The sequence below is a fragment of the Kaistia defluvii genome, assembly GCF_026343955.1.
GTDB classification, from domain to species: Bacteria; Pseudomonadota; Alphaproteobacteria; order Rhizobiales; family Kaistiaceae; genus Kaistia; species Kaistia defluvii.
Map to the genome: position 1 here is coordinate 404323 of NZ_JAPKNI010000003.1, position 24112 is coordinate 428434.

At 66.7% G+C, this 24112-nt stretch carries 20 protein-coding genes; 10 read left to right on the top strand and 10 right to left on the bottom strand.

Features of this window, described 5'->3' with window-relative positions:
* Positions 1–129: 129 nt before the first annotated feature.
* Positions 130–1449, bottom strand: coding sequence for an aminotransferase family protein (locus OSH10_RS09945; protein WP_266331516.1), 1320 nt, complete (start codon positions 1447–1449; stop codon positions 130–132).
* A gap of 443 nt (positions 1450–1892) precedes the next feature.
* Between OSH10_RS09945 and OSH10_RS09950 the strand changes: the two genes are divergently transcribed.
* The 8 genes from OSH10_RS09950 (at position 1893) to OSH10_RS09985 (ending at position 10072) form a co-directional block, all read left to right on the top strand.
* Positions 1893–2567, top strand: a complete 675-nt coding sequence (locus OSH10_RS09950) for a GntR family transcriptional regulator (RefSeq protein ID WP_266331517.1) — start codon at positions 1893–1895, stop codon at positions 2565–2567.
* 129 nt (positions 2568–2696) lie between these two features.
* Positions 2697–3710: an ABC transporter substrate-binding protein gene (locus tag OSH10_RS09955; RefSeq protein WP_266331518.1), complete on the top strand. Its 1014-nt coding sequence runs from the start codon at positions 2697–2699 to the stop codon at positions 3708–3710.
* Between the two features lie 45 nt (positions 3711–3755).
* Positions 3756–5246: a sugar ABC transporter ATP-binding protein gene (locus tag OSH10_RS09960; RefSeq protein ID WP_266331519.1), complete on the top strand. Its 1491-nt coding sequence runs from the start codon at positions 3756–3758 to the stop codon at positions 5244–5246.
* Between the two features lie 92 nt (positions 5247–5338).
* A complete protein-coding gene (locus tag OSH10_RS09965) occupies positions 5339–6226 on the top strand; it encodes an ABC transporter permease (RefSeq protein WP_266331781.1) in 888 nt (295 codons plus the stop codon).
* Positions 6223–7170 (top strand): ABC transporter permease, encoded by a 948-nt coding sequence (locus tag OSH10_RS09970; RefSeq protein WP_266331520.1) that lies wholly within the window; start codon positions 6223–6225, stop codon positions 7168–7170. Before OSH10_RS09965 ends, OSH10_RS09970 begins: the two co-directional genes overlap by 4 nt.
* Positions 7171–7295: 125 nt before the next feature.
* Positions 7296–8249, top strand: coding sequence for an ABC transporter substrate-binding protein (locus tag OSH10_RS09975; RefSeq protein ID WP_266331521.1), 954 nt, complete (start codon positions 7296–7298; stop codon positions 8247–8249).
* 147 nt (positions 8250–8396) lie between these two features.
* On the top strand, positions 8397–9278 hold the full coding sequence (locus OSH10_RS09980) for an ABC transporter permease (protein ID WP_266331522.1): 882 nt from the start codon (positions 8397–8399) through the stop codon (positions 9276–9278).
* A complete protein-coding gene (locus tag OSH10_RS09985) occupies positions 9275–10072 on the top strand; it encodes an ABC transporter ATP-binding protein (RefSeq protein ID WP_266331523.1) in 798 nt (265 codons plus the stop codon). Before OSH10_RS09980 ends, OSH10_RS09985 begins: the two co-directional genes overlap by 4 nt.
* Positions 10073–10361: 289 nt before the next feature.
* Here OSH10_RS09985 and OSH10_RS09990 read toward each other — a convergent pair whose 3' ends face one another.
* The 3 genes from OSH10_RS09990 to OSH10_RS10000 all read right to left on the bottom strand — a co-directional run bounded on the left by OSH10_RS09990 (position 10362) and on the right by OSH10_RS10000 (position 12649).
* Positions 10362–10508, bottom strand: a complete 147-nt coding sequence (locus tag OSH10_RS09990; protein WP_266331524.1) for a hypothetical protein — start codon at positions 10506–10508, stop codon at positions 10362–10364.
* 124 nt (positions 10509–10632) lie between these two features.
* Positions 10633–11679: a Gfo/Idh/MocA family protein gene (locus OSH10_RS09995; RefSeq protein WP_266331525.1), complete on the bottom strand. Its 1047-nt coding sequence runs from the start codon at positions 11677–11679 to the stop codon at positions 10633–10635.
* Between the two features lie 166 nt (positions 11680–11845).
* Positions 11846–12649 (bottom strand): MipA/OmpV family protein, encoded by an 804-nt coding sequence (locus tag OSH10_RS10000; protein ID WP_266331526.1) that lies wholly within the window; start codon positions 12647–12649, stop codon positions 11846–11848.
* A gap of 307 nt (positions 12650–12956) precedes the next feature.
* On the opposite strand from OSH10_RS10000, the gene OSH10_RS10005 reads away from it, so the two are divergent.
* Both OSH10_RS10005 and OSH10_RS10010 read left to right on the top strand, forming a co-directional pair.
* Positions 12957–14336 (top strand): DUF3300 domain-containing protein, encoded by a 1380-nt coding sequence (locus OSH10_RS10005; protein WP_266331527.1) that lies wholly within the window; start codon positions 12957–12959, stop codon positions 14334–14336.
* An 11-nt stretch (positions 14337–14347) separates the two neighbouring features.
* Positions 14348–15256, top strand: a complete 909-nt coding sequence (locus OSH10_RS10010; protein ID WP_266331528.1) for a DUF2950 domain-containing protein — start codon at positions 14348–14350, stop codon at positions 15254–15256.
* Positions 15257–15326: 70 nt separating this feature from the next.
* Here the strand turns inward: OSH10_RS10010 and OSH10_RS10015 are convergent, their stop codons facing one another.
* From OSH10_RS10015 to OSH10_RS10040, 6 genes are all read right to left on the bottom strand, one after another.
* Complete coding sequence (locus OSH10_RS10015) at positions 15327–18461, bottom strand: efflux RND transporter permease subunit (RefSeq protein ID WP_266331529.1); 3135 nt, start codon at positions 18459–18461, stop codon at positions 15327–15329.
* A gap of 4 nt (positions 18462–18465) precedes the next feature.
* Positions 18466–19695, bottom strand: a complete 1230-nt coding sequence (locus OSH10_RS10020; RefSeq protein ID WP_266331530.1) for an efflux RND transporter periplasmic adaptor subunit — start codon at positions 19693–19695, stop codon at positions 18466–18468.
* 206 nt (positions 19696–19901) lie between these two features.
* Positions 19902–20333 (bottom strand): RbsD/FucU family protein, encoded by a 432-nt coding sequence (locus OSH10_RS10025; RefSeq protein WP_266331531.1) that lies wholly within the window; start codon positions 20331–20333, stop codon positions 19902–19904.
* A 200-nt stretch (positions 20334–20533) separates the two neighbouring features.
* Positions 20534–22087, bottom strand: a complete 1554-nt coding sequence (locus OSH10_RS10030; protein WP_266331532.1) for a UxaA family hydrolase — start codon at positions 22085–22087, stop codon at positions 20534–20536.
* 48 nt (positions 22088–22135) lie between these two features.
* Entirely contained in the window at positions 22136–22984 is an 849-nt protein-coding gene (locus OSH10_RS10035) for a sugar phosphate isomerase/epimerase family protein (protein WP_266331533.1), read from the bottom strand.
* Positions 22985–23078: 94 nt separating this feature from the next.
* Positions 23079–24089: a sugar ABC transporter substrate-binding protein gene (locus tag OSH10_RS10040; RefSeq protein ID WP_266331534.1), complete on the bottom strand. Its 1011-nt coding sequence runs from the start codon at positions 24087–24089 to the stop codon at positions 23079–23081.
* Between the last annotated feature and the right edge of the window lie 23 nt (positions 24090–24112).

The window sequence follows — 24112 nt, forward strand, 5'->3', positions numbered from 1 at the left end:
CGATTATTGATAGTCTGCAAGTCTCTCTCCGCGCCAGCCGCCTGCCCAATCTTCGGGCGGACGGCGCGGCGCGAGGCTATTGCCGGCTTCGGACCCGCGCCCGAAACCTATCCCGACGGGCGCGCCCCCTTAGGCGATCGAGCCGATCGTATCGTCGAGCGCATCGACCAGGATGTCGATTTCCGCCTCGCTGACGATGAAGGGCGGCGTGATCTGGATGTGGTCGCCGCCCTGGCCGAAATTGGCGCCGGGCACGCCGCCACCGATGATGACGCCGCGCTCCTTCATGCCGGAAACCAGCCGCGAGGTAAAATTCGTCTCGGCCGGGAACGGCGCGCGCGTCGCCCGGTCGGCGACGAACTCGACGCCGCCATAGAGGCCGCGGCCGCGCACCTCGCCGATGCAGGCATGGCGCTGCTGCAAGGCGTTCAAGCGGGCGTGCAGATGCTTGCCGATCTCGGCGGCGCGGGTGAACAGCCCCTCGCTGGACATGATGTTGAACACCTGCTGCCCGATGAAGCAGGAGGTCGGGTGGCCGCTATAGGTGAAGCCGTGCACGAAGCGCTTGCGGCTGTCGCGGAAGAAATCGGTGATCTTGTCGTTGATCAGAACGGCGCCGAGCGGCGCGTAGCCGCTGCCGATCGCCTTGCCGCAGGTGATCATGTCCGGCACGACGTCCCAGTCCTGGATCGCGAAGGGCCGGCCGGTGCGGCCATAGCCGGCCAGCACTTCGTCGGCGACGAACAGGATGCCGTAGCGGTCGCAGATCTCGCGGATGCGCTTGTAGTAATCGGGGCGCGGCACGAGGCCGGACGCCGTCGTGCCGACGATCGTCTCGGCGAAGAAGGCGGAGACGGTCTCCGGTCCCTCGAGGTTGATCGCGCGCTCCAGCTCGTCGGCGCAGTCCAGCGTGCAGCCGCCCCTGTCCTTGCAATAGGCGCAGCGATATTCGTAGGGCGGCGCGATGTGGATCACCGGCAGCATGTAAGGGGTGTAGGGTGCGCGCCAGCTGGTGCGGCCCGACAGGGACAGCGTCGCGATGGTCACGCCGTGATAGCTCTGCCAGCGCGAGATGATCTTCTGGCGCTGCGTGTCGCCGCGCTCCAGATGATATTGCCGGGCGAGCTTCAGCGCAGTCTCGTTGGCCTCGGAGCCGCCGGAGACGAAATAGACGGATTCGATGCCCTTCGGCGCGACCGAGAGAATCGATTTGCCGAATTCCTCCTGCCAGGGCGTTGTGAACTGGGCCGAATAGGCGAAAGGCACCTTGTCGCCGGCCGCGGCCAGCGCCTGATAGATCTCGGTGCGGCCATGGCCAATCCCGACCACGCCGGCGCTGCCCATGCCGTCGAGATAGGCCTTGCCGTCCGCATCATAGAGATAGACGCCCTCGCCGCGAACGGCGGTCGGCAGTTCGCTCGCATAGTCCCGGGAAAAGATCGACGACACCTGGCTCTCCTGCTGGGGCGTGCGCCGCGCTGGCAGCGGCGTCTCATGCGGCGTTGTTCCGGCGGCCTCGCGGCGGCGCTTGGAACGGCGCGCAAGATCCTGCGAGTTTGGAGCGGTGTCAATATCGATTATTGATAAAATGGCAAGCCGACGCGACAGGAAGTTGCTCGTTCTGCGCGCGCGCCATCCCATCATTTCGCGGTTAAGGTGTGCAGCGAGCGAACGCCCGGCCTAGTCGTGGTAGGAATATCGTTTATTGTTAGTTTTCAACGCCGGAAGGCGTAGAGATCGCAAAGAGACTGGCGGGAACGCATGAAGGCAAGGCACGGATCGGGGCAGGCGCGACGGGACATGGGTCCCGTGGCGGGGCTCGTGGCGAAACGGCCCCTCGACGGAGATTCCCTTTGCGCCCCGCTTTCCCAGTCCCGTCCAGGAGCGATCCGATGATCGGCCGCCAGAGCAAGAAAACCGTATCCGGCGACACGCATGCGAGCCTCGAGGCCGAGATCGGCGCGGCGCTGCGCACCGCCATTCTCGATGGCGAGCTGGCCCCCGGCGCCCGCCTGATCGAGCTGGAACTCGCGACCCGCTTCAATGTCAGCCAGGGCACCATTCGCGCCGCGCTGAAATTCCTGCAGGCAGAGGGTCTTGTCGAATATCGCCCGCGCCGGGGCAATTTCGTCATCACGGTCGAGAAGGCCGACATTCACGAGATCTCGGTGCTGCGCGACGCGCTGGAATCGCTGGGCGCGCGGCTCGCCGCCAAGCGGATCGACGACAACGGCCGCAGGGCGCTCGAAGCGCTGCTGCAGGCGATGCGGACGGCGGCGCAGAGCGGCAACCGCGCCCGGCTGACCGAACTCGATTTCGATTTCCACCGCACCGTGATCGAGATCTCGGGCCATCGCCGGCTGATGGACGTCTACAGCCGGCTGGAGGGCCAGACGCGGATGTTCCTGCGGCTGACCGACAAGTTCTACCAGAACCCGCTCGACATCATCGAACTGCACGAGCCGCTGGTGAACGCGATCTGCAATGGCGACGCCGAGGCCGCCTTCCAGCTCGCCAACCGGCATGCCGATGCGGATGCCGAGGACTTGATCGAAAGCATGCGCTGACCGCCCCACCTCTTCGCTCCCGGCAGACGGCGCGGCCAATGCGATTGACCGTCCATTCCGCCTATGAGAGCCTGAGTTGCGAGCCGCAAAGAGACGCGCTGAAGCGACAGGCTCCGGGAGGAATACGCCATGAAGAAATCGCCCGTACTGGCTGCGCTTGCCCTGTTGCTGATGGCCGGCGCCGCCCATGCCGACACTTCGTCGAAGAAGATCGCCTTCTCCAACAACTACGCCGGCAATTCCTGGCGCCAGGCGATGCTGAAGAGCTACGACATCATCACCAAGAAGGCGGTCGCCGACGGCATCGTCGCCGCGTCGGACGTCTTCACCACCGCCGATCAGGAAGTGCCGACCCAGGCCGCCCAGATCCAGAACCTGATCCTGCAGGGCTATGACGCCATCGTCATCAATGCCGGCTCGCCCGACGCGCTGAACGGCGCGGTCAAGCAGGCCTGCGACGCCGGCATCGTCGTCGTCTCGTTCGACGGCATCGTCACCGAGCCCTGCGCCTACCGCGTCGTCGTCGACTTCAAGGCGATGGGCAAGGAACAGGTCGCCCAGATGGCGAAGTTCCAGCCCAAGGGCGGCAACCTGCTCGAGATCCGCGGCCTCGCCGGCACCTCGATCGACGAGGAGATCCACGCCGGCATCCTCGAAGGCATCGCCGCCAATCCGCAGTTCAAGATCGTCAATTCGGTGACCGGCAACTGGGACCAGACGACGGCCCAGAAGGCCGTCGCCACCGTGCTGCCCTCGCTGCCCGAGATCGTCGGCGTGGTGGACCAGGGCGGCGACGGCTATGGCGCGGCGCAGGCCTTCGCCGCCGCCGGCAAGCCGCGCCCGACCATCATCCTGGGCAACCGCCAGGACGAACTGGCCTGGTGGAAGGAACAGAAGGCCAAGGACGGCTATCAGACCTGGTCCGCCTCGATTGCCCCGGGCGTCTCCTCGCTCGCCTTCTGGGTCGCCCAGCAGGTGCTCGATGGCCGCACGGACATCCCGCATGACCTGCTGGTGCCCTACCTCGCCTTCACCCAGGAGGACTTCGAGGCCGCCCTGCCCAACATTCCCGAGGGCGGCGTCGCGACCCATGAATACTCGCAGGCGGACGCCCTCGAAGCGATCAAGGCCAACATCAAGTAGGCCGGGATCCCGCCCTCTCCCCAGTCGGGTCGCATGCAGGTTGGAATGTCAGAGGGTAAGTCTGTCATCGTAAGGCTGGACGGCGTCGAAAGACATTTCGGCGCCGTCCGCGCCTTGGACGGGGTCGATCTCGCGGTCGAGTCCGGCTCCTGCGTCGGACTGGTCGGCCATAATGGCGCCGGCAAGTCGACGCTGATGCACATCCTGGCCGGCAGCGGCCGGGCCGACCGCGGCCGCATCGCCATCCGCGGCCACGAAGAAACCGCCTACTCGGTCGCGCGGGCGCAGAAACTCGGCATACGCTGCGTGTTCCAGGAATTGTCGCTCTGCCCCAACCTGACGGTGGCCGAGAACACCCGCATCACCCATGCCTCGCTGAAGGGGTTCGGCTGGCGCAAGCGCTCGGCCGCCCTGATCCGCGCCAAGCTGGACGAGATCTTCCCAGGCCACGGCATCGACCCGTCCGATGTCGTCGGTGACCTCGCCATTGGCCAGCGCCAGATGGTCGAGGTGGCGCGCGCCTTCACCGTCACCGACGAGCCGCTGCATCTCGTCATTCTCGACGAGCCGACCTCGTCGCTCGACGCGCATACGGCCGGCCAGTTGCTCGCCTTCGTCCGGCGCGCCGTCGACCAGGGCATCAGCTCGATCCTGATCTCGCACATGCTGGGCGAAATCCTTTCCACCTGCGACCGGGTCGTCGTCATGCGCGACGGCAAGGTCGTCGCGACCGACACGGCCGCTGCCTTCGACCGCGACCGGCTGGTCGCGACCATGGGCGGCACCAGGCATCGCGACAAGGTGGCGGCCGTCGCCCGGACGCGCGAGGAGACCGCCGTCATGGTGCGCGCCCGGCCGCGCGGCCAGGTCGCGGGGGCCGAACTCGTCGCGCACCGGGGCGAGGTCATCGGCCTTGCCGGGCTCGCCGGCCATGGCCAGACGCGGCTGCTGCTCGACATCGTCCGCGCCTCGACGGCAGCCCGGCCCGGCGTCACGGTCGGCGCGCCGGTGGCGCTTGTCGCCGGCGACCGCCAGACCGACGGCATCTTCCCGCTCTGGTCGATTGCCGAGAACATCGGCATCCGCTCGCTCGCCGGCCTCAAGCGCGGCCTTCTGCTGTCGCGGGAGCGCGAGGCGGCGCTGGCCCGCGCCTGGCAGGAAAAGATCAGCATCCGCACGCCGGATCTCGACAACAACATCCTGTCGCTGTCAGGCGGCAACCAGCAGAAGGTGCTGTTCGCCCGCGCGCTCGGCTCGGATGCCGGCATCATCCTGATGGACGATCCCATGCGCGGCGTCGACATCGGCACCAAGCTCGAGGTCTACGACCTGATCCGCGACGAAGCCCGCAAGGGCCGGACCTTCCTCTGGTACACGACCGAGATGGACGAGCTGGAAAACTGCGACCACGTTTATGTCTTCCGCAACGGCCGCATCGTCGCCGATCTCGCCCATAGCGAACTGACCGAGGAAAAGGTGATCCAGTCCTCCTTCGAGGAAGGCGCCGGCGCGGCCCTTCGGGAGCGCGCCTCGTGACCGCATCCGCTTCCGCCGAGACACTGGCCCGCACCGGCTTGCGCTCGCCGGCCTTCGCCCGCCTGCTGCGGGCTTTGCTGCCCGCGCTGTCGATGACGCTGATCCTGATCGCCATCGCCTATCTCAACCCGCGCGCCATCAGCTATTTCGGCTTCAGCCTGATGCTGAACCTGGCGATCCCGATCGCGCTCGCCACCATCGCGCAGATGTTCGTCATCACCGTCAACGAACTCGATCTCTCGATCGGCACCTTTGTCGGCTTCGTCGCCTGCGTCACCGCCACCTGGCTGCGCGACGCGCCGCTGCTGGGCGTCGTCGTGCTGCTCGGCTCGATCGGCGTCTATGCCGCGCTCGGCGCGCTGATCCATCTGCGCAACCTGCCTTCCATCGTCGTGACGCTCGGCATGAGCTTCGTCTGGCAGGGGCTGGCGATCCTGATGCTGCCGAAACCCGGCGGCAAGGCGCCCGACTGGCTGCAGGGCTTCATGAGCCTGAAGCCGCCCTTCGTGCCCTTTCCGATCATCGCCGCCCTCGTCATCGGCCTCGGCGTGCATGTCGCGCTGATGCGGACCTCCTATGGCGCGGTGCTGCGCGGCACGGGCGGCAACGCCCAGGCGATCCACCGCGCCGGCTGGTCGATCCTCAAGACCAAGGTGACGATGTTCGCGCTGACCGGCCTGTTCGGCGTGCTCTCCGGCATGGCGCTGGTCGGCATCACCACCTCGGCCGACGCCAATCTCGGCAATGGCTACACGCTGCTGGCGATCGCCGGCGTCATCCTCGGCGGCGGCGAATTCGTCGGCGGCCGCGTCTCGCCGATCGGCGCCGTGATCGGCGCGCTGACGCTGGCGCTTGCCGCCTCGCCGCTCCTCACCTTCATGCACATCCCGCCCGATTGGCAGGTAGCCGCCAATGGCGCGATCCTGATCATCGTGCTGGCCGCCCGCGCCCTGATCAGCCGCCGGGAGGGCGACCGATGACCGCCGTCAGGACCCTTCTCGCGCGCCCCTGGATCTGGTCGTTCATCGGCGCGCTGATCGTCTGGCTCGCCGCCATCCTCTTCACCGGCGGCTATGGCGCCGGCGGCATGATCACGGCCGCCCTGTCGCTCGCCGTCTTCATGGTGATCGTCGGCATCGGCCAGATGTTCGTCATCACGCTCGGCCCCGGCAATGTCGACCTGTCGCTGCCGGCCAATATCGGCCTTGCCAGCGCCGTCGCCATGAAGGTGATGGGCGGCAGCAATGCGATGATCGCCGTCGGCCTGGTGGCGGCGCTCGCGAGCGGCATGGCGGTCGGCGCCGCCAATTACCTGCTGATCCGCGTGCTGCGCATCCCGCCGATCATCGCCACCCTGTCGTCCAGCTTCATCGTGCTGTCGATCGACATCGCCTATGGCCGCGGCCTGCAGATCAAGCCGCCGCCCGCCTTTGCCGATTTCACCAACATCCAGGTCTTCGGCATCCCGATCCTCGCCATTGGCGGCGTGGTCTTCGCCTTCCTCGCCGGCATCGCCCTGCAGCGGATGATCTATGGCCGCTCGGTGCTGGCGATCGGCCAGAACATGCGCGCCGCCTGGCTCGCCGGCATCCCGGTCGAACGCATCCGCTTCTTCACCTACACGCTCTCCGGCGCGCTCGGCGGCATCAACGGCGCGCTGCTCGCCGGCTATTTCCGCGGCGCCAGCGTCGATATCGGCAACGAATATCTGCTGAGTTCGATCGCCGTGGTGGTCATCGGCGGCACGTCGGTGGCCGGCGGCAAGGCGAACGTGCCGGGGATCTGGGGCGCCTCGCTCTTCCTGGTCCTGCTCCTGACCATGCTCAACACCTTCGGCGTCAGCGCCGGCGTCCGCCTTCTCCTGACCGGGCTCATCATTGTGGGCGTCATCACGGCGGCAGGTGGGCAAAAGACGCTGCGCTAAGCCGGCGCATCGCGTCCGGCGGTATTCATGAAATCGGCATCAATGTTGACTTATGCGCCGGGGGCTGGTTTCACCTTTTGACCGAACAAACAATTTACAAATAAGCCACCAAGGGGGGCCACTTGATGAAGTTCCTGACTGCCGCCGCGATCGCGACCCTCGCTTTCGCCCAGCCTGCCCTGGCGCGCGACGTGACCGTCGATGTCACCGCCATCGTCGAGCATCCGGCGCTGGACGCTGTCCGCGACGGCGTCAAGGACGCGCTCGGCGAAGCCGGCTTCAAGGTCGGCGAGAATCTGACGTTCAACTATGAATCCGCGCAGGGCAATCCCGGCACCGCCGCGCAGATCGCGCGCCAGTTCATCGGCAACGGCCCCGACATCATCGTCCCGATCTCGACCCCGTCGGCCCAGGCCGTCGTCTCCGCCACGCGCGACATCCCGATCGTCTTCTCGGCCGTGACCGACCCGGTCGGCGCCCAGCTCGTCAAGCAGCTGCAGAAGCCGGGCGGCAACGTCACCGGCCTTTCCGACCTGTCGCCGGTGGCCGATCACGTGGCGCTGATCAAGGAAATCCTCCCGTCGGTGAAGACCATCGGCGTGCTGTTCAATCCGGGCGAGACCAATTCGGTCACGCTGGTCGAGCTGCTGAAGAAGTATGGCGCCGAGCAGGGCATCGCCGTCGTCGAGTCGGCCGCGACCCGCTCGTCGGAAGTGCAGAACGCCGCCCGCGCGCTCGCCGGCCGCGTCGACGCCATCTACGTGCCGACCGACAACACCATCGTCTCGGCGCTGGAATCGGCTGTCACCGTCGCCATCGAAAGCAAGCTGCCGCTCTTCACCGCCGACACGGATTCCGTCTCGCGCGGCGCCGTCGCGGCGCTCGGCTTCAACTATTATGACGTCGGCAAGCAGACCGGCGCGATCGTCGTCCGCATCCTGAACGGCGAGAAGCCGGGCGACATCGACATCAATGTCGCCGCCGGCACAGATCTGGTGATCAACCCTGGCGCGGCCGAGAAGGTCGGCCTGACGCTGCCGAAATCGGTCGTCGACCGCGCGACCAAGGTGATCCAGTAATCGAAGGACGGCCCGGCCCAGCGCCGGGCCTTTCTTCACCTGAGGGGAAACGGCCGGCGATCGCGCCGGCCGGATGCTCGCCGGGACACACAGACACGAGCCCGGCCCCGCGCAGAACGGGGCGGCTCCATCGGAGAGGCCGCTTTCGTGAGCCAAATTGCCTTCCTCGGCGCGGTTGAACTCGGCCTCGTCTTCTCCTTCGTGGCGATCGGCGTCTATCTCGCCTTCCGCATCCTCGACTTCCCCGACCTGACCGTCGACGGCTCGTTCCCGCTCGGCGCCGCCGTCGCCGCCGTGCTGATCATCGCCGGCTGGAACCCCTGGCTCGCCACGGCGATCGCCATGGCGGCGGGCGCCGCCGCCGGCCTCGTCACCGCCACGCTGAACGTCAAGTTCCGCATCCTCAACCTGCTCGCCTCGATCCTGACGATGATCGCGCTGTTCTCGGTCAATCTGCGCGTCATGGGCAAGCCGAACGTCGCGCTGATCAACCAGGACACGATGCTGACGCCGTTCTTCGGCCATGGCCTGTCCGAGTTCTATGTCCGGCCGCTCTTCATCGGCGTGCTCGTCATCATCGCCGTCTTCCTGGTCTGGCGCTTCCTCGCCAGCGATCTCGGCCTCGCCATGCGGGCGACCGGCGCCAATCCGCGCATGGCGCGCGCCCAGGGCGTCAACACCAGCCTGCACATCTATCTCGGCATGGCGCTTTCCAACGCGCTGGTCGCGCTGGGCGGCTCGCTGTTCGCCCAGACCAACGGCTTCGCCGACGTCACCTCGGGCGTCGGCACCATCGTCGTCGGCCTCGCCGCCGTGATCATCGGCGAGACGCTGTTCCATTCGCGCCTGATCCTCTGGGCGCTGGTCGGCTGCGTCATCGGCTCGGTGCTCTACCGCATCGCCATCCAGCTGGCGCTCTCCAGCGACATTCTCGGCCTCAAGGCGTCGGATCTGAACCTCGTCACCGCCGTGCTCGTCGCCTGCGCGCTGATCCTGCCGCGACTGCGCCGCGGGAGGGCCGCGGCATGATCGAGCTTTCCAACCTTTCCGTCATCTTCGGACGCGGCACCCCGCTCGAGAAGCAGGCGCTCTCCGGCCTCGACCTCGCGATCGAGACCGGCTCCTTCGTCACCGTCATCGGCTCGAACGGCGCCGGCAAGTCGACCATGCTCGGCGTGCTGGCCGGCGACGTCATCCCGACCTCGGGCCGCGTCGCCATCGGCGGCCGCGATGTCACCCGCATCGCCACGGCGCAGCGCGCGAAATATGTCGCCCGCGTCTTCCAGGACCCGCTGACCGGCAGTTGCGGCGCGCTGACAATCCAGGAAAACCTGGCACTCGCCGCCGCCCGCGGCAGCCGGCGCGGCTTCGGCCTCGCCATCGGCAGCAACCGCCGCGAGGAATTCCGCGCCCGCGTCGCCGAACTGAAGCTCGGCCTGGAAAACCGCATGGACGACCGAATGGACCTCCTGTCCGGCGGCCAGCGCCAGGCGCTGTCGCTGGTGATGGCGACGCTCGCCGGCAGCGAGGTGCTGCTGCTCGACGAACACACCGCGGCGCTCGATCCCGGCATGGCCGAGTTCGTCATGGAGCTGACCCAGTCGCTGGTCGAGAAGCACAAGCTGACGACGCTGATGGTCACCCACTCGATGCGCCAGGCGCTCGATTACGGCACCCGCACCGTCATGCTGCATGGCGGCAAGGTGATCCTCGACGTGGTCGGCGACAACCGCCGCAATCTGACGATCGAGGACCTGATCGAGATGTTCCGCAAGGCCCGTGGCGGCGAAACGCTGGATGACGACGCCCTGCTGGTGAGCTGATCCGGGGCCGCTGGTCGTCGACCGGACAGACGAAGCGCCCTCCCCAAAACCGGCGCTGCCGGTTTTAACCCCCCCTCAAGGGGAGGGTTCAAGGGAAGTCTGCCGCTCTCCCGGACCATGGCCGTCTCGAACCCTCCCCTTGAGGGAGGGTCGAAAATGCCCTTCGCATTTTCGGGGAGGGGGCTCGGCGAGCTGCCGCCATAGCCACCCGGCGACATGAAAGCCCGAAAACCCCGCTGGATGGATCCTCGCTTCCGCGAGGATGAGGGCGGAGACGGGACACGCGGCCTCAGCGGGCTGACCGGCCCTTGCCGGCGTCCCCGACGCAGCGAAGGCCGCTCGATGCGCCGATGCCCCAGAACAGCGAGCTGCAATTGCGGCAGGTGCCGCAGCCGCTGGGCGGGGTGGATGCCGTGCTGTTCCTGGTGGTGGCCATGCCGAAACGCTCCGCTTCAATCGATGACAATATCATCGCGGGAACAGGCAGCCCTGCCAAGAAACGGCATTCCGGACGTCGCCTGGTTCCGTGGAACAAGCGACGCCCGAATGAGCCAAAAGTGTTAAGCCGGCACCGACTCGAAGGTTTCGGGCGCGACCGGCCCGCCCGTCTCGATCGACTTGTAGGCCGCTTCGACCAAGGCGAAAGTGTTGAGGTTGTCGTGGCCCGAGGTTGCGGGCTCGCTGCCGGCGTCGAGGCTGTCCAGCCAGTGGCGCTGGGTCGAGACAACGCTGTCCTGGATCAGCAGCCAGGGCTCGCCACCCCACGATAGCGGCTTCGGCGCCGCGATTTCCGTGAAGTTGCCCTCGGGCGAGGTGACGACCAGCCGGCAATCCGCCTCGACCCGGATCGATCCCTTCGTGCCTTCGAAGTGGATCAGCGTCTGCGGGAACAGGTCGGGCGACTGGCGGCTGGCATAGCTGCATTCGGACACGCTGACCGCGCCATTGGCGTGGCGCATCATCACCGTGGCCTGGTCCTCGCCCTGGATGCCCTGCTTGATTGCCTGGTCGAGGCAATAGACGCTGGTCGCCTCGCCCATGAACACGCGCGCCACGTCCAGCACATGCACGCCGATATCGAGCAGCACGAAGCGCTCAACCTCGGCGAGATAGGGCTGGCCCTTGTAGATGTCGTAGCCGGTGCGGAAGGCGAAGCGGCCCCAGGTCGGCTCGCCCAGCACGCCCGAGCGGGCGATCTCGGCGGCGCGCAGCAGCGGGGCCTGGAAGCGGAAATTCTCGTGCACCATCAGCGGACGGCCAGCCTTGTCCATGGCCGAGACCAGCGCGCAGCAATCGGTCCAATCCGGCGCCAGCGGCTTCTGCACGATCGCCGCGACGCCATGCCGGGCGCAGGCCTCGACCAGCGCGCGATGCGACGGCGCCGTCGTGACGATGTCGACGAAATCCGGCTTCTCCGTCGTCAGCATCGTCTCGAAATCGGTATAGAAGGCCGGGATGCCGAAATCGGCCGCGGCCGCCGCCGCCTTCTCGCCATCGACATCGCAGACCGCCACGATCGTCGCGCGGTCGGCGAGCTCGGCCCAGGCGTTCAGATGATTGCGCGCAAAGAACCCGCACCCGACAAGGGCGCCCCTCCGAAGTGTCATCGTCTCTCTCCCTCGACTGAATCAGCCTGCGCCCGCGCGATTTCGCGATGCGCCGCGGCCGGTCCCGTTGGCGCGTCGGACCGGCCCGCAGCTTCCCGTCAAGTCGAGCAGCCGGCCGCGCCAACGTCAAGCGGAGGCAGACGAATTCGGCAGGGAGAGCACGCGGTCAGTCGCGAAAAAGATCGACCGAGAAGCGCTTGGAGATGCCGAGGCCGACGGTGAACTGGTTCTCGCTGCCGGCCGTCGCCACGATCGGCGAGTTCCTGGCGTCGCCGACGAAGCGGTCGTAGCCAGCATCGGCGTTCAGGAACCAGTCCGGCTTGAACTCGTAGCGCGCCGACGCCTTGAGGCCGACCGAATAGATGCCGCCGCCGGCATCATAGGCCGCGAGGTTGCCGCCGCTGGCGAGGCTCTCGGCCTCCGAGACATTGAAATAGGTGCCGGTGAAGCCGCTGGAGCCGAAATTGGCGCGCGGACCCAGCTTCAGCTCGACCTGCTGGGTCGGCCGGACGATCGCATCGGCGCCGAAGCTGCCAACCACGCCGCTGGCCTCGCCGAACGCGCCGCGAAGCTCGCCCAGCACCTCCGCGCCATAGACCGCGTCGAAGTTGAACTCGTAGCCGGCCTTGACGCCCAGCTCGTAGGTCGCGTCGAGCCCGCGCGTGCCGGCAAGGCCCGGCTCGTCATTGGGGTCGCGCTCGCCGATGATGCGGAAGGACGGGCCGAAGTTCAGCGCCGTCTTCGGGCCGCCGCCAAGCTCGAACACGCCGGGCAGCCGGAAATAGGACATGGAGACGATCGGATAGGGCGTGAACAGCAGGTCCTTCGAGCCCAGGAAGCTTGGCACCAGCTTGCCGCCGGCGCCCAGCTCGATCACCAGGTCGACATCGCCATAGGGACGCCGCTCGGCCGCGTTCGCGGACAGGACGGCAAGCGGCAGCATCAGGGAAGCGGCAGTCAGAATTCGCAACAAGGCTGGCATTCTCCGGAACGCGATACGCCGGGGCCAGTCGCAACCTCCCCACGCATTATGGTTAGCTAGATATCACGCGTGTTGCTGAAGAATTTGTTACGAGCCGCCGGGCGGCCCGTCATGGCTCCGTCGCGGCGCCTGGCCATGACGCGGGAACGGCGGCGGCGCGTGCAGGAAAGCCATTCCACGCCGCGCGGCGCGCAAGAACTGATCCAATACAGATTTCGACGGCGTAGATAAGAATTGCACATTTCCTAGCGTCATATAAGGTCGAGAAGCTTGTCCAGGATCGTCAGGTGGCGGAATGACAGCTCCATCCCAAGGTACCCGCGGGCCGACCATCGGCCTTGTCTTGTTCGCGGCGACCGCGCTGATCACCAGTTCTATCGTGGCACGGGCGCAGGACGCCCCGGCGACACAGGCGCAGTCCCCGACGGCGGCGCCTGCCGACGCGGCCCCGCCCGCTCCGGCCCAAGCCGCGCCGGACGACGCCTTCACCCAGGACGAACTGCGCAAGCTGCTCGCGCCCTTCGCGCTCTATCCCGACGCCCTGCTCGCGCAATTGCTGCCGGCCTGCGCCTATCCCGTCGACATCGTCCAGGCGGCGCGCTGGCTCGCCAAGAACAAGGCTGCCGTCGCCAAGAACGATTTCTCCGGCGTCGACGCGCAGAACTGGGACCCGACCGTCAAGGCCCTGGTGCGCTTCCCCGACATCATCGAGCGCCTCAACGACGATCTCGACATGACGACCGACCTTGGCGACGCCTTCGTCAACCAGCCCGACGACGTCGCCGCGATGATCCAGGACCTGCGCCGCGAAGCGCAGAAGGCCGGATCGCTCAAGACCACCGAGCAGCAGAAGGTCGTCGTGCAGGACCAGGGCGGCACCGATTACGTCACCATCGAGCCGTCGACGCCCGGCGTCATCTATGTGCCGACCTATGATCCGCAGACCGTCTATTACGAAAGCGGCGACACGGTCGCGGCCGGGCTGATCGGCTTTGGCGTCGGCGTCGCGGTCGGCATCGCCGTGGACAATGCCTGGGACTGGGGCCGCGGCTGGGTCTACCCGCCGCGCTGGCCGGGCTATCCCGGCTACCGGCCGGGCGGCGGAAACAACATCAACATCGGCAATGACATCGATATCGATATCGGCGGCGGCAACCGGCCCTGGCGGCCGGATGGCGACCGCTATCGGCCCGGCCAGGGCACCAAGCCGGGCCTTGCCAACCGGCCCAACGGCCCGGGCGCCGGCAATCGCCCCGGCGCCGGCAACCGGCCGGGCGTGGATCGCCCCAACGCAGGCAACCGGCCCGACATCGGCAACCGCCCGGATGCCGGCAATCGTCCCAATGCCGGCAACCGCCCCGACCGTCCCGCCGGCGCCAACAAGGCGCAGCGCCCCGGCTCCGGCGGCAAGGCGGCGGCCAAGAAACCGGCCAAGGACACAGCCTTCAGCAGTGCGAAGATGGGCGGCAAGGGATCCAAGGCGGTCTCGAACCGCGGCGCATCGAGCCGGAAATCGGTGGCCCGGCCCTCCCAACCGCGCCCGCAGGTCAATCGCGGCGGCGGACGGCCCCAGCAGATCCATCGAGGCGGGGGCGGACGGCCGCAGATGCATCGCGGCGGCGGCGGTGGTCGCCAGATGCATCGCGGTGGTGGTGGCGGGCGCGGCAGGCGCTGAGGAGAATGGTCATGCTGAAGATAGCCCTCGCGCTTGCCATGTGGATCGCCGGCGCCATGCTTCTTGCCCAGCCCGCCGCTGCCCAGCAGGTCTTCCCCACACCCGAGGCAGCCTCGACGGCGCTCGTCGACGCGGCGAAGGCGCCGGAAAAAGGCATGCTGGACAAGATCTTCGGTCCCGGCGCGCGGGAATTGATCGCCTCCGGCGACGAGGCAGTCGACAGGCAGCGGCTCTCCGATTTCCTGGATCTCGCCAGCAAGGGCAACGCCGTCACGGATGGCGAGGACGGCACCAAGGTGCTGACCTTCGGCGCCGATGCCTGGCCGTTTCCCATTCCGCTCAAGTCCTCCGGCGGCGGCTGGGCCTTCGATCTCGAGGCCGGCCGGCAGAAGATCGCCGACATGGCGATCGGCCGCAACGAACTGGTGGCGATCGGCGCCTGCGAGGACTATGTCGCGGCCCAGAACGAGTATTTCCGCGGCCTGCATGACAATGAGCCCGTGCACCAGTTTGCGCGCCGGCTCATCAGCACGCCCGGCCGGCATGACGGCCTCTACTGGGAACCGGAATCGCCGACCGATCGCAGCCCGCTCGGCGACCAGATCGCCGCCGCCTCGGTGCGAGCCGCCAAGGATTCCGACGCGCCGCGCGCCTATCACGGCTATCGCTACCATGTCCTGACGCGGCAGGGCCCGGCTGCGCCCGGCGGCGCCTATGACTATCTCGTCAAGAACCGCTTGCTGGCCGGCTTCGCGCTCGTCGCCTATCCGGAGATTTGGGGCGAGACCGGCATCATGACATTCCTGTGCGACCAGCGCGGCAAGGTCTACCAGCGCAATCTCGGCGCTTCGACCGGGGCGGTCGGCCCGAAAATCCGGAGCTTCAATCCCGGCCCGGACTGGGAGCCCGTGAAGCCCTGAACCTGGAAGCGGCGCGAAACCGGTCCGGTTGCGCGCCGCTGGTGGCTTCGCGGGCTCGTCGACGCCGGTCCTACACCGGCTTTTCGGCCGGGGCGCGTGTCTTGCGCGACATCCGCCAGGAACCGAGGCGGCGCACGGCGACATAGAACAGCGGCACGAAGAAGATGCCGATCGTGGTCGCCGCGATCATGCCGCCCATCACGCCGGTGCCGACCGCGTTCTGCGCGCCCGAGCCGGCGCCGGTGGCGATCGCCAGCGGCAGGATGCCGAAGATGAAGGCCAGCGACGTCATCAGGATCGGGCGGAGCCGCATCCGCGCGGCGTCGAGCGTCGCCTCGACCAGGCCCTTGCCGGCCGCCTGCTGGTCCTTGGCGAATTCGACGATCAGGATCGCGTTCTTCGCCGCGAGGCCGATCGTCGTCAGCAGACCGACCTTGAAATAGACGTCGTTCGACTGGCCGAACAGCTTGGCGGCGATCAGCGCGCCGAGCACGCCGATCGGCACGGAGAGCATGACCGAGAACGGGATCGACCAGCTTTCATAGAGCGCCGCCAGGCAAAGGAAGACGACGAGGATCGAGATCGCATAGAGCGCGGGCGCCTGGTTGCCCGAAAGCTGCTCCTGGTAGGAAAGCCCCGTCCACGAGGCGGTGAATCCGTCCGGCAGCCTGGCGACCATGGCCAGCATCTCGTCCATGGCCGTGCCCGAGCTGACGCCCGCCCCGGCCGAACCCTGGATGCTGACCGCCGAGATGCCGTTATAGCGATCGAGCTTCGGCGAGCCATAGGTCCAGTCCGTCGAGACGAAGCTGGAGAACGGCACCATTTCGCCGCTGGCATTGCGCACGAACCAGTCGTTCAGATTGTCCGGCTGCATGCGGAAACGCGCGTCGGCCTGCAGATAGACCGGCTTGACCTTGCCGCGATCGATGAAGTCGTTGACATAGCTGCCGGCGAAGCCGACCGAGATCGTGTCGTTGATGTCGCCGAGATCGATGCCCAGCGCCCGGGCCTTGGCCTGGTCGATATTGATCCGGAATTCGGCCTGGTCCTCCTGGCCGCCCTGACGGACGCCGCTCACCAGCGGATTTTCGCGCGCCATCGCCAGAAGCTGGTCGCGCGCCGCGGCCAGCTTCACCGGCCCGGCGCCGGCCGAATCCTGCAGATACATCTCGAAGCCGCTGGAATTGCCGAGATTGGGCAGGGCCGGCGGCGAAAGGGCGAAGACCTGGGCGTCGCGGATCCCCGAAAAGGCCGCCATGGCCCGGCCGGCGATGGCCGAGGCGGATTGGTCGGCGCGGGTACGCTGGTCGAAATCCTTCAGCTTGATGAAGGCCATGGCCGCGTTCTGGCCATTGCCGTTGAAGCCGAAGCCGAGGGCGACGAACACACTGTCGACGGAATCCTTCTCCTGCGTCAGGAAATGATCCTCGACCTGCTTCACCACTTCCAGCGTCCGGGCCCGGGTGGCCCCGACGGGAAGCTGGATCGAGGTCATCAGCACGCCCTGATCCTCTTCCGGCAGGAAGGAGGTCGGCAGCCTGTTGAACAGGACGGCGACGCCAGCGCACATCAGCAGGTAGATGAGAAAGAAGCGGATCGGCCGGCGGATGATCCCGCCGACGCCGCGCTGGTAGCGGTTTGCATTCCGGTCGAAGGTCCGGTTGAACCAGCCGAACAGGCCCTTGCGCTCGCCATGGCCGCTGGAAGGCTTCAGCATGGTGGCGCAGAGCGCCGGCGTCAGCACCAGGGCGACGAAGACCGACAGCACCATGGCCGCGACGATCGTCACCGCGAACTGGCGATAGATCACGCCGACCGAACCGCTGAAGAAGGCCATCGGCACGAACACGGCGGAGAGCACCAGCGCGATGCCGATCAGCGCGCCGGTGATCTCGCGCATCGATTTCTTGGTAGCCTCGCGCGGCGGCAGGCCGTCCTCCGCCATGACGCGCTCGACGTTCTCCACCACGACGATGGCGTCGTCGACCAGCAGGCCGATCGCCAGCACCATGGCGAACATGGTCAGCGTGTTGATCGAATAGCCCGCGAAGGAGAGCACCGCGAAGGTGCCGAGCAGCACCACCGGCACGGCGATGGTCGGGATCAGGGTGGCGCGGAAGCTCTGCAGGAACACGAACATGACGATGAAGACGAGCACCACGGCCTCGATCAGCGTCTCGACCACCTTCTCGATCGAAAGCTTGACGAAGGGCGTCGTGTCATAGGCCGTCACCACCTCGATGTTCGGCGGCAGGCCGGCCGAGAGCTTGGCGATCACCTCGGCGACCCCGGCGGCCGTATCGATCGCGTTGGCGCCGGTGGCGAGGTTGATACCGAAGCCGGCGGCGTTCTTGCCGTTGAAGCGCGAACTGGTGGTGTAGCTTTCCGAACCGATCTCGACCCGCGCGACATCGCTCAGATGGACGATCGAGCCATCGGTCGCGGTTTTCAGGATGATGTCGCGGAATTGCTCGGGCGTCTGCAGCTGGCTCTGCGCGGTGATGGTGACATTGAGCTGCTGCCCCTCGATGCTGGGCAGCGCACCGAGCTGGCCAGCAGACACCTGGCGGTTCTGCGAGGCGATCGCCGCCACGACGTCGCTCGGGATCATCTGGTATTTGGCCAGCTTGATCGGATCGAGCCAGATCCGCATCGCATAACCGGAACCGAAGACATTGACGTCGCCGACGCCACTGACGCGCTTGATCGAATCCTCGAACCGGCTGGAGAAATAGTCGCCGAGATCCTCGGACGACTGGCTGCCATCGGTCGAGACCAGGCCGCCGACCATCAGGATGCTCGAGGTCGACTTCGTCACCGTGATGCCCTGCGCCACCACAGCATCCGGCAATTGCGACTGCACCAGCTGCAGCTTGTTCTGCACCTGCACCTGCGCGATGTCGGGATCGACGCCGCTGGCGAAGGTGAGCTGGACCGAGGACTGGCCGGAAGACGTGCTGGACGCCGACATGTAGTCGAGATTCTCAAGCCCGGTCATGCCCTGCTCGATGATCTTGGTCACCGAGTTCTCGACCGTTTCGGCGCTGGCGCCGGGATAGGTGGCGGAGATGCGCACCGTGGTCGGCGCGATCTCGGGATATTGCGCGATCGGCAGGGTGTAGATGCCGAGCAGGCCGGCGAGCATGACGGCGATCGCCAGCACCCAGGCAAAGATCGGGCGGTCGATGAAGAAATCGGCCATGCGATCAGCCTCCTGCCGCAGGGGCGGGGGCGGGAGCGGCGGCCGGAGCCGGTGTCTTGGACTCGACGGCATGCGCGACGCCCGCCGCATCGATCGTGACCTCGATCGGCGTGACGGCCTGGCCGTCGCCGATCTTCTGCAGACCGTCGACGATCAGCCGGTCGCCATCCGAAATGCCCGACTCGACCAGCCAGTCCGAGCCGACCGATTGCATGGTCTTCAGCACGCGGGTCTCGACCTTGCCGTCCTTCGACACGAACATCGCCGTCGCGTCGCCCTTGGCGTTGCGGTTGACGGCGCGTTGCGGCACCAGAAAGGCGCCCTCGTCAGTGCCGAGATCGACGATGGCGCGGACATACATGCCCGGCAGCAGCATGCGCGTCGGATTTTCGAAGCTGGCGCGCATCGAGAAGGTGCCGGTGGTCTCGTTGACCGTCGCCTCGGCCGAGCGCAGCTCGCCGATCTTGTCGTAGACGAGCGTGTCGCTGAGCTTGAGCCGCACGGCGGGCGGTCCATCGCCGCGCTTCAGCCGCCCGCTTTCGATCAGGCTGCGGATGCGCAGCAGATTGGTGCTGGAATCGGTCAGGTCGACATTGATGGGGTCGATCTCGCGGATGGTGGCGAGCGCCGTGGCCTGGTTGGCCGTCACCAGCGCGCCCTCGGTCACCGTCGACGTGCTGATCAGACCGGAAATCGGCGCCACCACCTTGGTGTAGTCGAGGTTGATCTGGGCGGAGGCGAGCGCCGCCTCGGCGGCCGCGACATCGGCCTTGGACTGGGCCAGCGTCGCCTTGGCATCGTCCAGGCTCTGCGCCGTCACGGTGTTGACGCCGACCAGCTGTTTGTAGCGATCGACCTTGGCCTGGGCGCTCGGCACGGCGGCCTGCGCCTTTTCCAGCGCCGCCGCGGCGGCGTCATAGGCGGCCTGATAGGGGCGCGGATCGATCTGGTAGAGCAGGTCGCCGGCCTTGACCTGGCCACCCTCGGTAAACACCCGCTTCTGGATCAGCCCGTCGACCTGCGGCCGGATCTCCGACACCTTGGTGGCGCTGACGCGGCCGGGCAGTTCGATGGTGATCGGCACGTTCTGCGGCCGGAGCGTGACCACGCCGACCTCGACCGGTCCCGCCGGTGGCCCTCCCGGGCCCGGCCCGCTTCCCGTGGACGGGCCTGAACAGGCCGCTAGGAAGAAAGCGCCGAACAGGCTCGCCAATGCGAGGGCCGTAGGTTTCATGCGAGATGCTCCGAAGATCGCCACTGCCACGCTCATCGCGTGACTATATAGAGCCCCTCTTTCCAGTCGCTGACTATGGGCGCAACCATTATTGGGCGTCGAAACATTGCTGGCGTTTCGAAATATTGCTGCGAATTCTACCTTCGCGCGAAGGTTCTGGACGGTCACCGCCCGCGCGTCGGTCCGGCGGCGGCAAGCCGGCTTTTTCAAGCCGGCCGGACGATGCCCTTCTTGAGGATGAGATTGCCATATTGCCGGGTCTCGCCCGTCTGGACGATGGCGTAGCCGGCATTGGCGCGTTCATAGAAGGCGAAACGCTCCAGCGAGTGGACCTTGTGCTCCGGCTCGTGGCGCTGGACGATCTGCTCGAACTCGTCGACGATCGGCTCGCGCCGGTCGGGATCGCCCACCACCTGCATCGAGATTGCGGCGACATCGTCATACTGGTCGAGCGGCAGCAGCGACAGGATCGCATCGAGCACCTGCGGCGCCGTGGCGGCGTCGATCCGGATCAGCTCCGGCCCGGCACTGGTAGCGGGGTAGTTGGCGTCGACGATGGTGATCTCGTCGCCATGGCCCATGGCGCGCAGCGTCCAGAGCAGATCCGGCGAGAGGATCGGCGAAAGTCCCTTGAGCATGTCGTGTCCTTCGGTTGCGAGGTCGGGTGGAAGCCGGGATAGCCCCAGCCCGGCCCGCTCCGGCCGGTGAAGGCTGGAACGGACCGGACCGGCCCTCCCCTCGGGTCTGGAAATGCGGTGGCGCGAGGCGGCGCGCGCCTGGAGCATAGGGTTAACGGGAGGCTAACAAATCTCGCCTCCGAGAGACGGTCGAAGAGGCCCTAGAATGTCGCCCCGATCTGCCACGGCACGAATTCATTGTCGCCATAGCCGAGCAATTCCGACTTGCTCTTGTCGCCGGAAGCGACTTCGAGAATCCGGTCGAAGATCTCCTGCCCCTTGGTCTCGAGCGACTTGCCGTCGAGCACGTCGCCGCCATTGATGTCCATGTCGTCGATCATCTTGGCGTAGATCTCGGAATTGGTGGCGATCTTGATCGAGGGGGTCGGCTTGCAGCCATAGGCCGAGCCTCGCCCGGTGGTGAAGCAGAGGATGTTGGCGCCCCCCGCCACCTGGCCGGTCGCCGAGACCGGGTCGTAGCCGGGCGTATCCATGAAGACAAAGCCCTTCTCGGTCACCGGCTCGGCATAGCCATAGACGGCGGTGAGCGGAGAGGTACCGCCCTTGGCGGCGGCCCCCAGCGACTTCTCCAGAATGGTCGTAAGCCCGCCCTGCTTGTTGCCGGGCGAGGGATTGTTGTTCATCTCCATGAGGTTACGGGTGGCGTAGTCCTCCCACCAATGGATGATGTCGACCAGCTTCTCGCCGACCTCGCGCGACACGGCGCGGCGGGTGAGCAGATGCTCGGCGCCATAGATCTCGGGCGTCTCCGAAAGAATGGCGGTACCACCATTGCGCACGAGGATATCGGCGGCGACGCCGAGCGCCGGGTTGGCGGTGATGCCGGAATAGCCGTCGGATCCGCCGCATTGCAGCGCCAGCATCAGTTCGCTCGCCGGCACCGTCTCGCGCTTCACCGAATTGACGATCGGCAGCATCGCCTTGACCGCCTCGACGCCGGCATCCACCGTCTTCCTGGTGCCGCCGACTTCCTGGATGGTCATGGTGCGGAAAGTCTCGCTCTCCTCGATCTTGTAGGCATCCTTGAAGCGCGGAATCTGGAAGCCCTCGCAGCCGAGGCCGACCATGACGACGCCACCCATATTCGGGTTGGTGGCATAGCCCCAGGTCGTGCGCTTCAGCGTGTCGAAGATCACGCCGCGATAGTCGATGACGCAGCCATTGGCCTGCTTGAGCGCGACGATGCCATCGATATTCGGATAATCGTTCAGGATGCCTGATCGTTCGATCTCGGTCGCGATGAAGCCGGCGACCGTCGTCGAGCAGTTCACCGAGGTCAGGATGCCCACATAGTTGCGCGTGCCAACCTTGCCATTGGCGCGGCGAAAGCCCTGGAAGGTCGCCTGGAACGCCTTCGGCACGAATTGGGTGGGGACCACGCCCTCGCTGAAGGCGTAGTCACGCGCGAAGGCGCCATGCTCTTCGCCGATGCCGCAGTTATGCTCATGCACCCAGTCACCCGCGGCGATGTCCATCTTGGCGAAGCCGATGATCTGGCCGAATTTGCGGATCGGCTCGCCGGCGGCGATCGGCCGGATCGCGAATTTGTGCCCGCGCGGCACGCGGCGAATGATGGTGGCGCCCTGCGCCGTCACCATGCCGACATCGAGATTGCCGAGCGCCACCGCGATGTTGTCCTCGCCATGGAGGAGAAGCGTGCGCGGCTGGGCCGGAAGGGGGGCTGCCTCGTTCATGAGTTCGTTCCTATCGCGGCCACACGGGCAGCCGCCGTTGCGCGGGCCTCAGGCTGAACGCCAGCCATCGCGGATGAGCGTGAAGCCGTCGCTGTAGACTTCGGTGGCGGCCGGGAAAAGGTCGCGCCAGATCCGCGTCGCCGCCGCCAGCAGCGGCATCGAGCGTCCGAACGCCTCGATCGTGATCCAGCCGTCATAGTCGACCTGCTTCAACGCCTTGAAGGTACTTGCGAAATCGATGTGACCCTTGCCGGGTGTCCCGCGATCGTTCTCCGAGACATGCACATGCCCTAGCTGGGGCGCGATGGTTGCCACGGCGGCGATCGGGTCCTTTTCCTCGATATTGGCGTGGAAGGTGTCGTACATGCCAGCAACGTTCGGGTGAGCGACCGCGGCGAGGTAGTCGTTCAGGTCGTGCATGGTGTTGACGAAATAGCATTCGAAGCGGTTGACCGCCTCCAGCACCAGCGTGATGCCCTTGGCGCGCGCCATGTCGCCGGCGTCGCGATGGAAGGCGATGGCGCGCTGCCGTTCCTCGAAGGTCGGCGCATCGCCGGAAAAATGGCCGAGCGTCGAATGCAGAGGGCCGCCGACGACCTTGGCGCCCAGCGCGGCCGAGCAATCCAAGATCCAGGCCATATGCCGGCGGGCACCCTGCTGCTGCGCGGCATCGGCGCCGAGCGGGTTCATCTCGACGCCGGGAAACAGCGAAATCACCGTGCGCTCCAGCCCGAGCCGGTCGAGCTCGCGGCCAAGTTCGGCATAGTGCTCGGGCGTGCCTTCAAAGATCGGGATCTCGACGCCGTCATAGCCGCAGCGTTTCAGATCCTCAAGGATCGGCCAATGTCGCGGTTCGACATGCGCGGTCCAGAGCAGGAGATTGAAGCCGATCTTCATCGAGAATGTCCTGGTTCGCATCCGGCGGGTCGGCGGCGCGATGCCACCGTCCGGAAGGGGCCGGCGGACCCGAGGGTCCACCGGCCGCAACGCATCACTCGGACGGGGGGACCGGCGGAGCGGCACCCTGCGGCAGAGGCTCTTCCAGCCACTTCGCGACCATCTCCGGCTTGGCATCCCAGGGAGCGGCATCGGCCAGATTGTCCTTGGTGATCACCTGGCTCGGCGCGTAGTAGAACTGGCCCGGCTTGACCGAACCGTCGATGACACCGAGCAGCAGGCGCAGCGCATGGACGGAGGCGATCGAGGGCGGGTTGCTGCCGGTCAGGGTCATCTGGCCCTTTTCGATCAGTTCGACGCCATAGGGAGCGCCATTGTTGCCGCCGATCAGAATCTCTCCGGTCTTGCCCGCGCGCTCGATGGCGATCGCGACGCCGACGGCCATGTCGTCATTGGCGGCGTAGATCGCCTTGACGTTGGGATGGGCGGCCAGGATCTGCGAGGCCGCGTCCATGGCCTTCTGGCGGTCCCAGTCGGCGGCGAGGTCGGCAACGCTGACCGCCTTGGAGCCGGACTTGGCGATGCCGTTCTTGAACGACTGCACGAAGGCTTCCGCGTCGCCGCGGCCGAGCTTGCCGGTGATGGTGGCGTATTCGCCCTCCGGCAGCAGCTTGCCGATCGCCTCGCCGACGGGCTCGCCGAACCGGTAGAGATCGATCTGCATGATGCCGGCCGAATCCGCCAGGATCGACGGGTCATAGCCATACTGGAAGAAGATCGGCACGCCCGCCTTCTTGGCCTGGGCGATGGCGGCCTTTTCCGAGGAAAGCGACACGGCGTAGATCAGGATGCCGTCGACGCCCTTTGTGATCGCGTCCTGGACGTTGGCGAGCTCCTGGGTCGGGTCGTTGTTGGCGGAATAGGTGATCAGGTTGACGCCGAGCTTGTCGGCGGCGGCCTGGGCCGCGTTCATGCCATACTGGTAGTAGGGATCCGGACCGCCGCGCATGAAGGCGATGGTCTTTTCCGCTGCCTGCGACAGGCTCGGCGCCAGGATGGCCGTTCCCAGCGCCAGCACAGCGAGGGCTCTCCTCGTGATATTCATTGCTCGTCTCCTCCGTTGCAATG

Coding starts and splice junctions, on each gene's coding strand:
- OSH10_RS09985 (WP_266331523.1), top strand. CDS start 9,275: ATGATCGAGCTTTCCAACCTTTCCGTCATCTTCGGACGCGGCACCCCG.
- OSH10_RS10020 (WP_266331530.1), bottom strand. CDS start 19,695: ATGAAACCTACGGCCCTCGCATTGGCGAGCCTGTTCGGCGCTTTCTTC.
- OSH10_RS09950 (WP_266331517.1), top strand. CDS start 1,893: ATGATCGGCCGCCAGAGCAAGAAAACCGTATCCGGCGACACGCATGCG.
- OSH10_RS10030 (WP_266331532.1), bottom strand. CDS start 22,087: ATGAACGAGGCAGCCCCCCTTCCGGCCCAGCCGCGCACGCTTCTCCTC.
- OSH10_RS10015 (WP_266331529.1), bottom strand. CDS start 18,461: ATGGCCGATTTCTTCATCGACCGCCCGATCTTTGCCTGGGTGCTGGCG.
- OSH10_RS09960 (WP_266331519.1), top strand. CDS start 3,756: ATGTCAGAGGGTAAGTCTGTCATCGTAAGGCTGGACGGCGTCGAAAGA.
- OSH10_RS10025 (WP_266331531.1), bottom strand. CDS start 20,333: ATGCTCAAGGGACTTTCGCCGATCCTCTCGCCGGATCTGCTCTGGACG.
- OSH10_RS09970 (WP_266331520.1), top strand. CDS start 6,223: ATGACCGCCGTCAGGACCCTTCTCGCGCGCCCCTGGATCTGGTCGTTC.
- OSH10_RS10035 (WP_266331533.1), bottom strand. CDS start 22,984: ATGAAGATCGGCTTCAATCTCCTGCTCTGGACCGCGCATGTCGAACCG.
- OSH10_RS10040 (WP_266331534.1), bottom strand. CDS start 24,089: ATGAATATCACGAGGAGAGCCCTCGCTGTGCTGGCGCTGGGAACGGCC.
- OSH10_RS09955 (WP_266331518.1), top strand. CDS start 2,697: ATGAAGAAATCGCCCGTACTGGCTGCGCTTGCCCTGTTGCTGATGGCC.
- OSH10_RS10010 (WP_266331528.1), top strand. CDS start 14,348: ATGCTGAAGATAGCCCTCGCGCTTGCCATGTGGATCGCCGGCGCCATG.
- OSH10_RS09995 (WP_266331525.1), bottom strand. CDS start 11,679: ATGACACTTCGGAGGGGCGCCCTTGTCGGGTGCGGGTTCTTTGCGCGC.
- OSH10_RS09965 (WP_266331781.1), top strand. CDS start 5,339: ATGACGCTGATCCTGATCGCCATCGCCTATCTCAACCCGCGCGCCATC.
- OSH10_RS09975 (WP_266331521.1), top strand. CDS start 7,296: ATGAAGTTCCTGACTGCCGCCGCGATCGCGACCCTCGCTTTCGCCCAG.
- OSH10_RS10005 (WP_266331527.1), top strand. CDS start 12,957: ATGACAGCTCCATCCCAAGGTACCCGCGGGCCGACCATCGGCCTTGTC.
- OSH10_RS09990 (WP_266331524.1), bottom strand. CDS start 10,508: ATGGCCACCACCAGGAACAGCACGGCATCCACCCCGCCCAGCGGCTGC.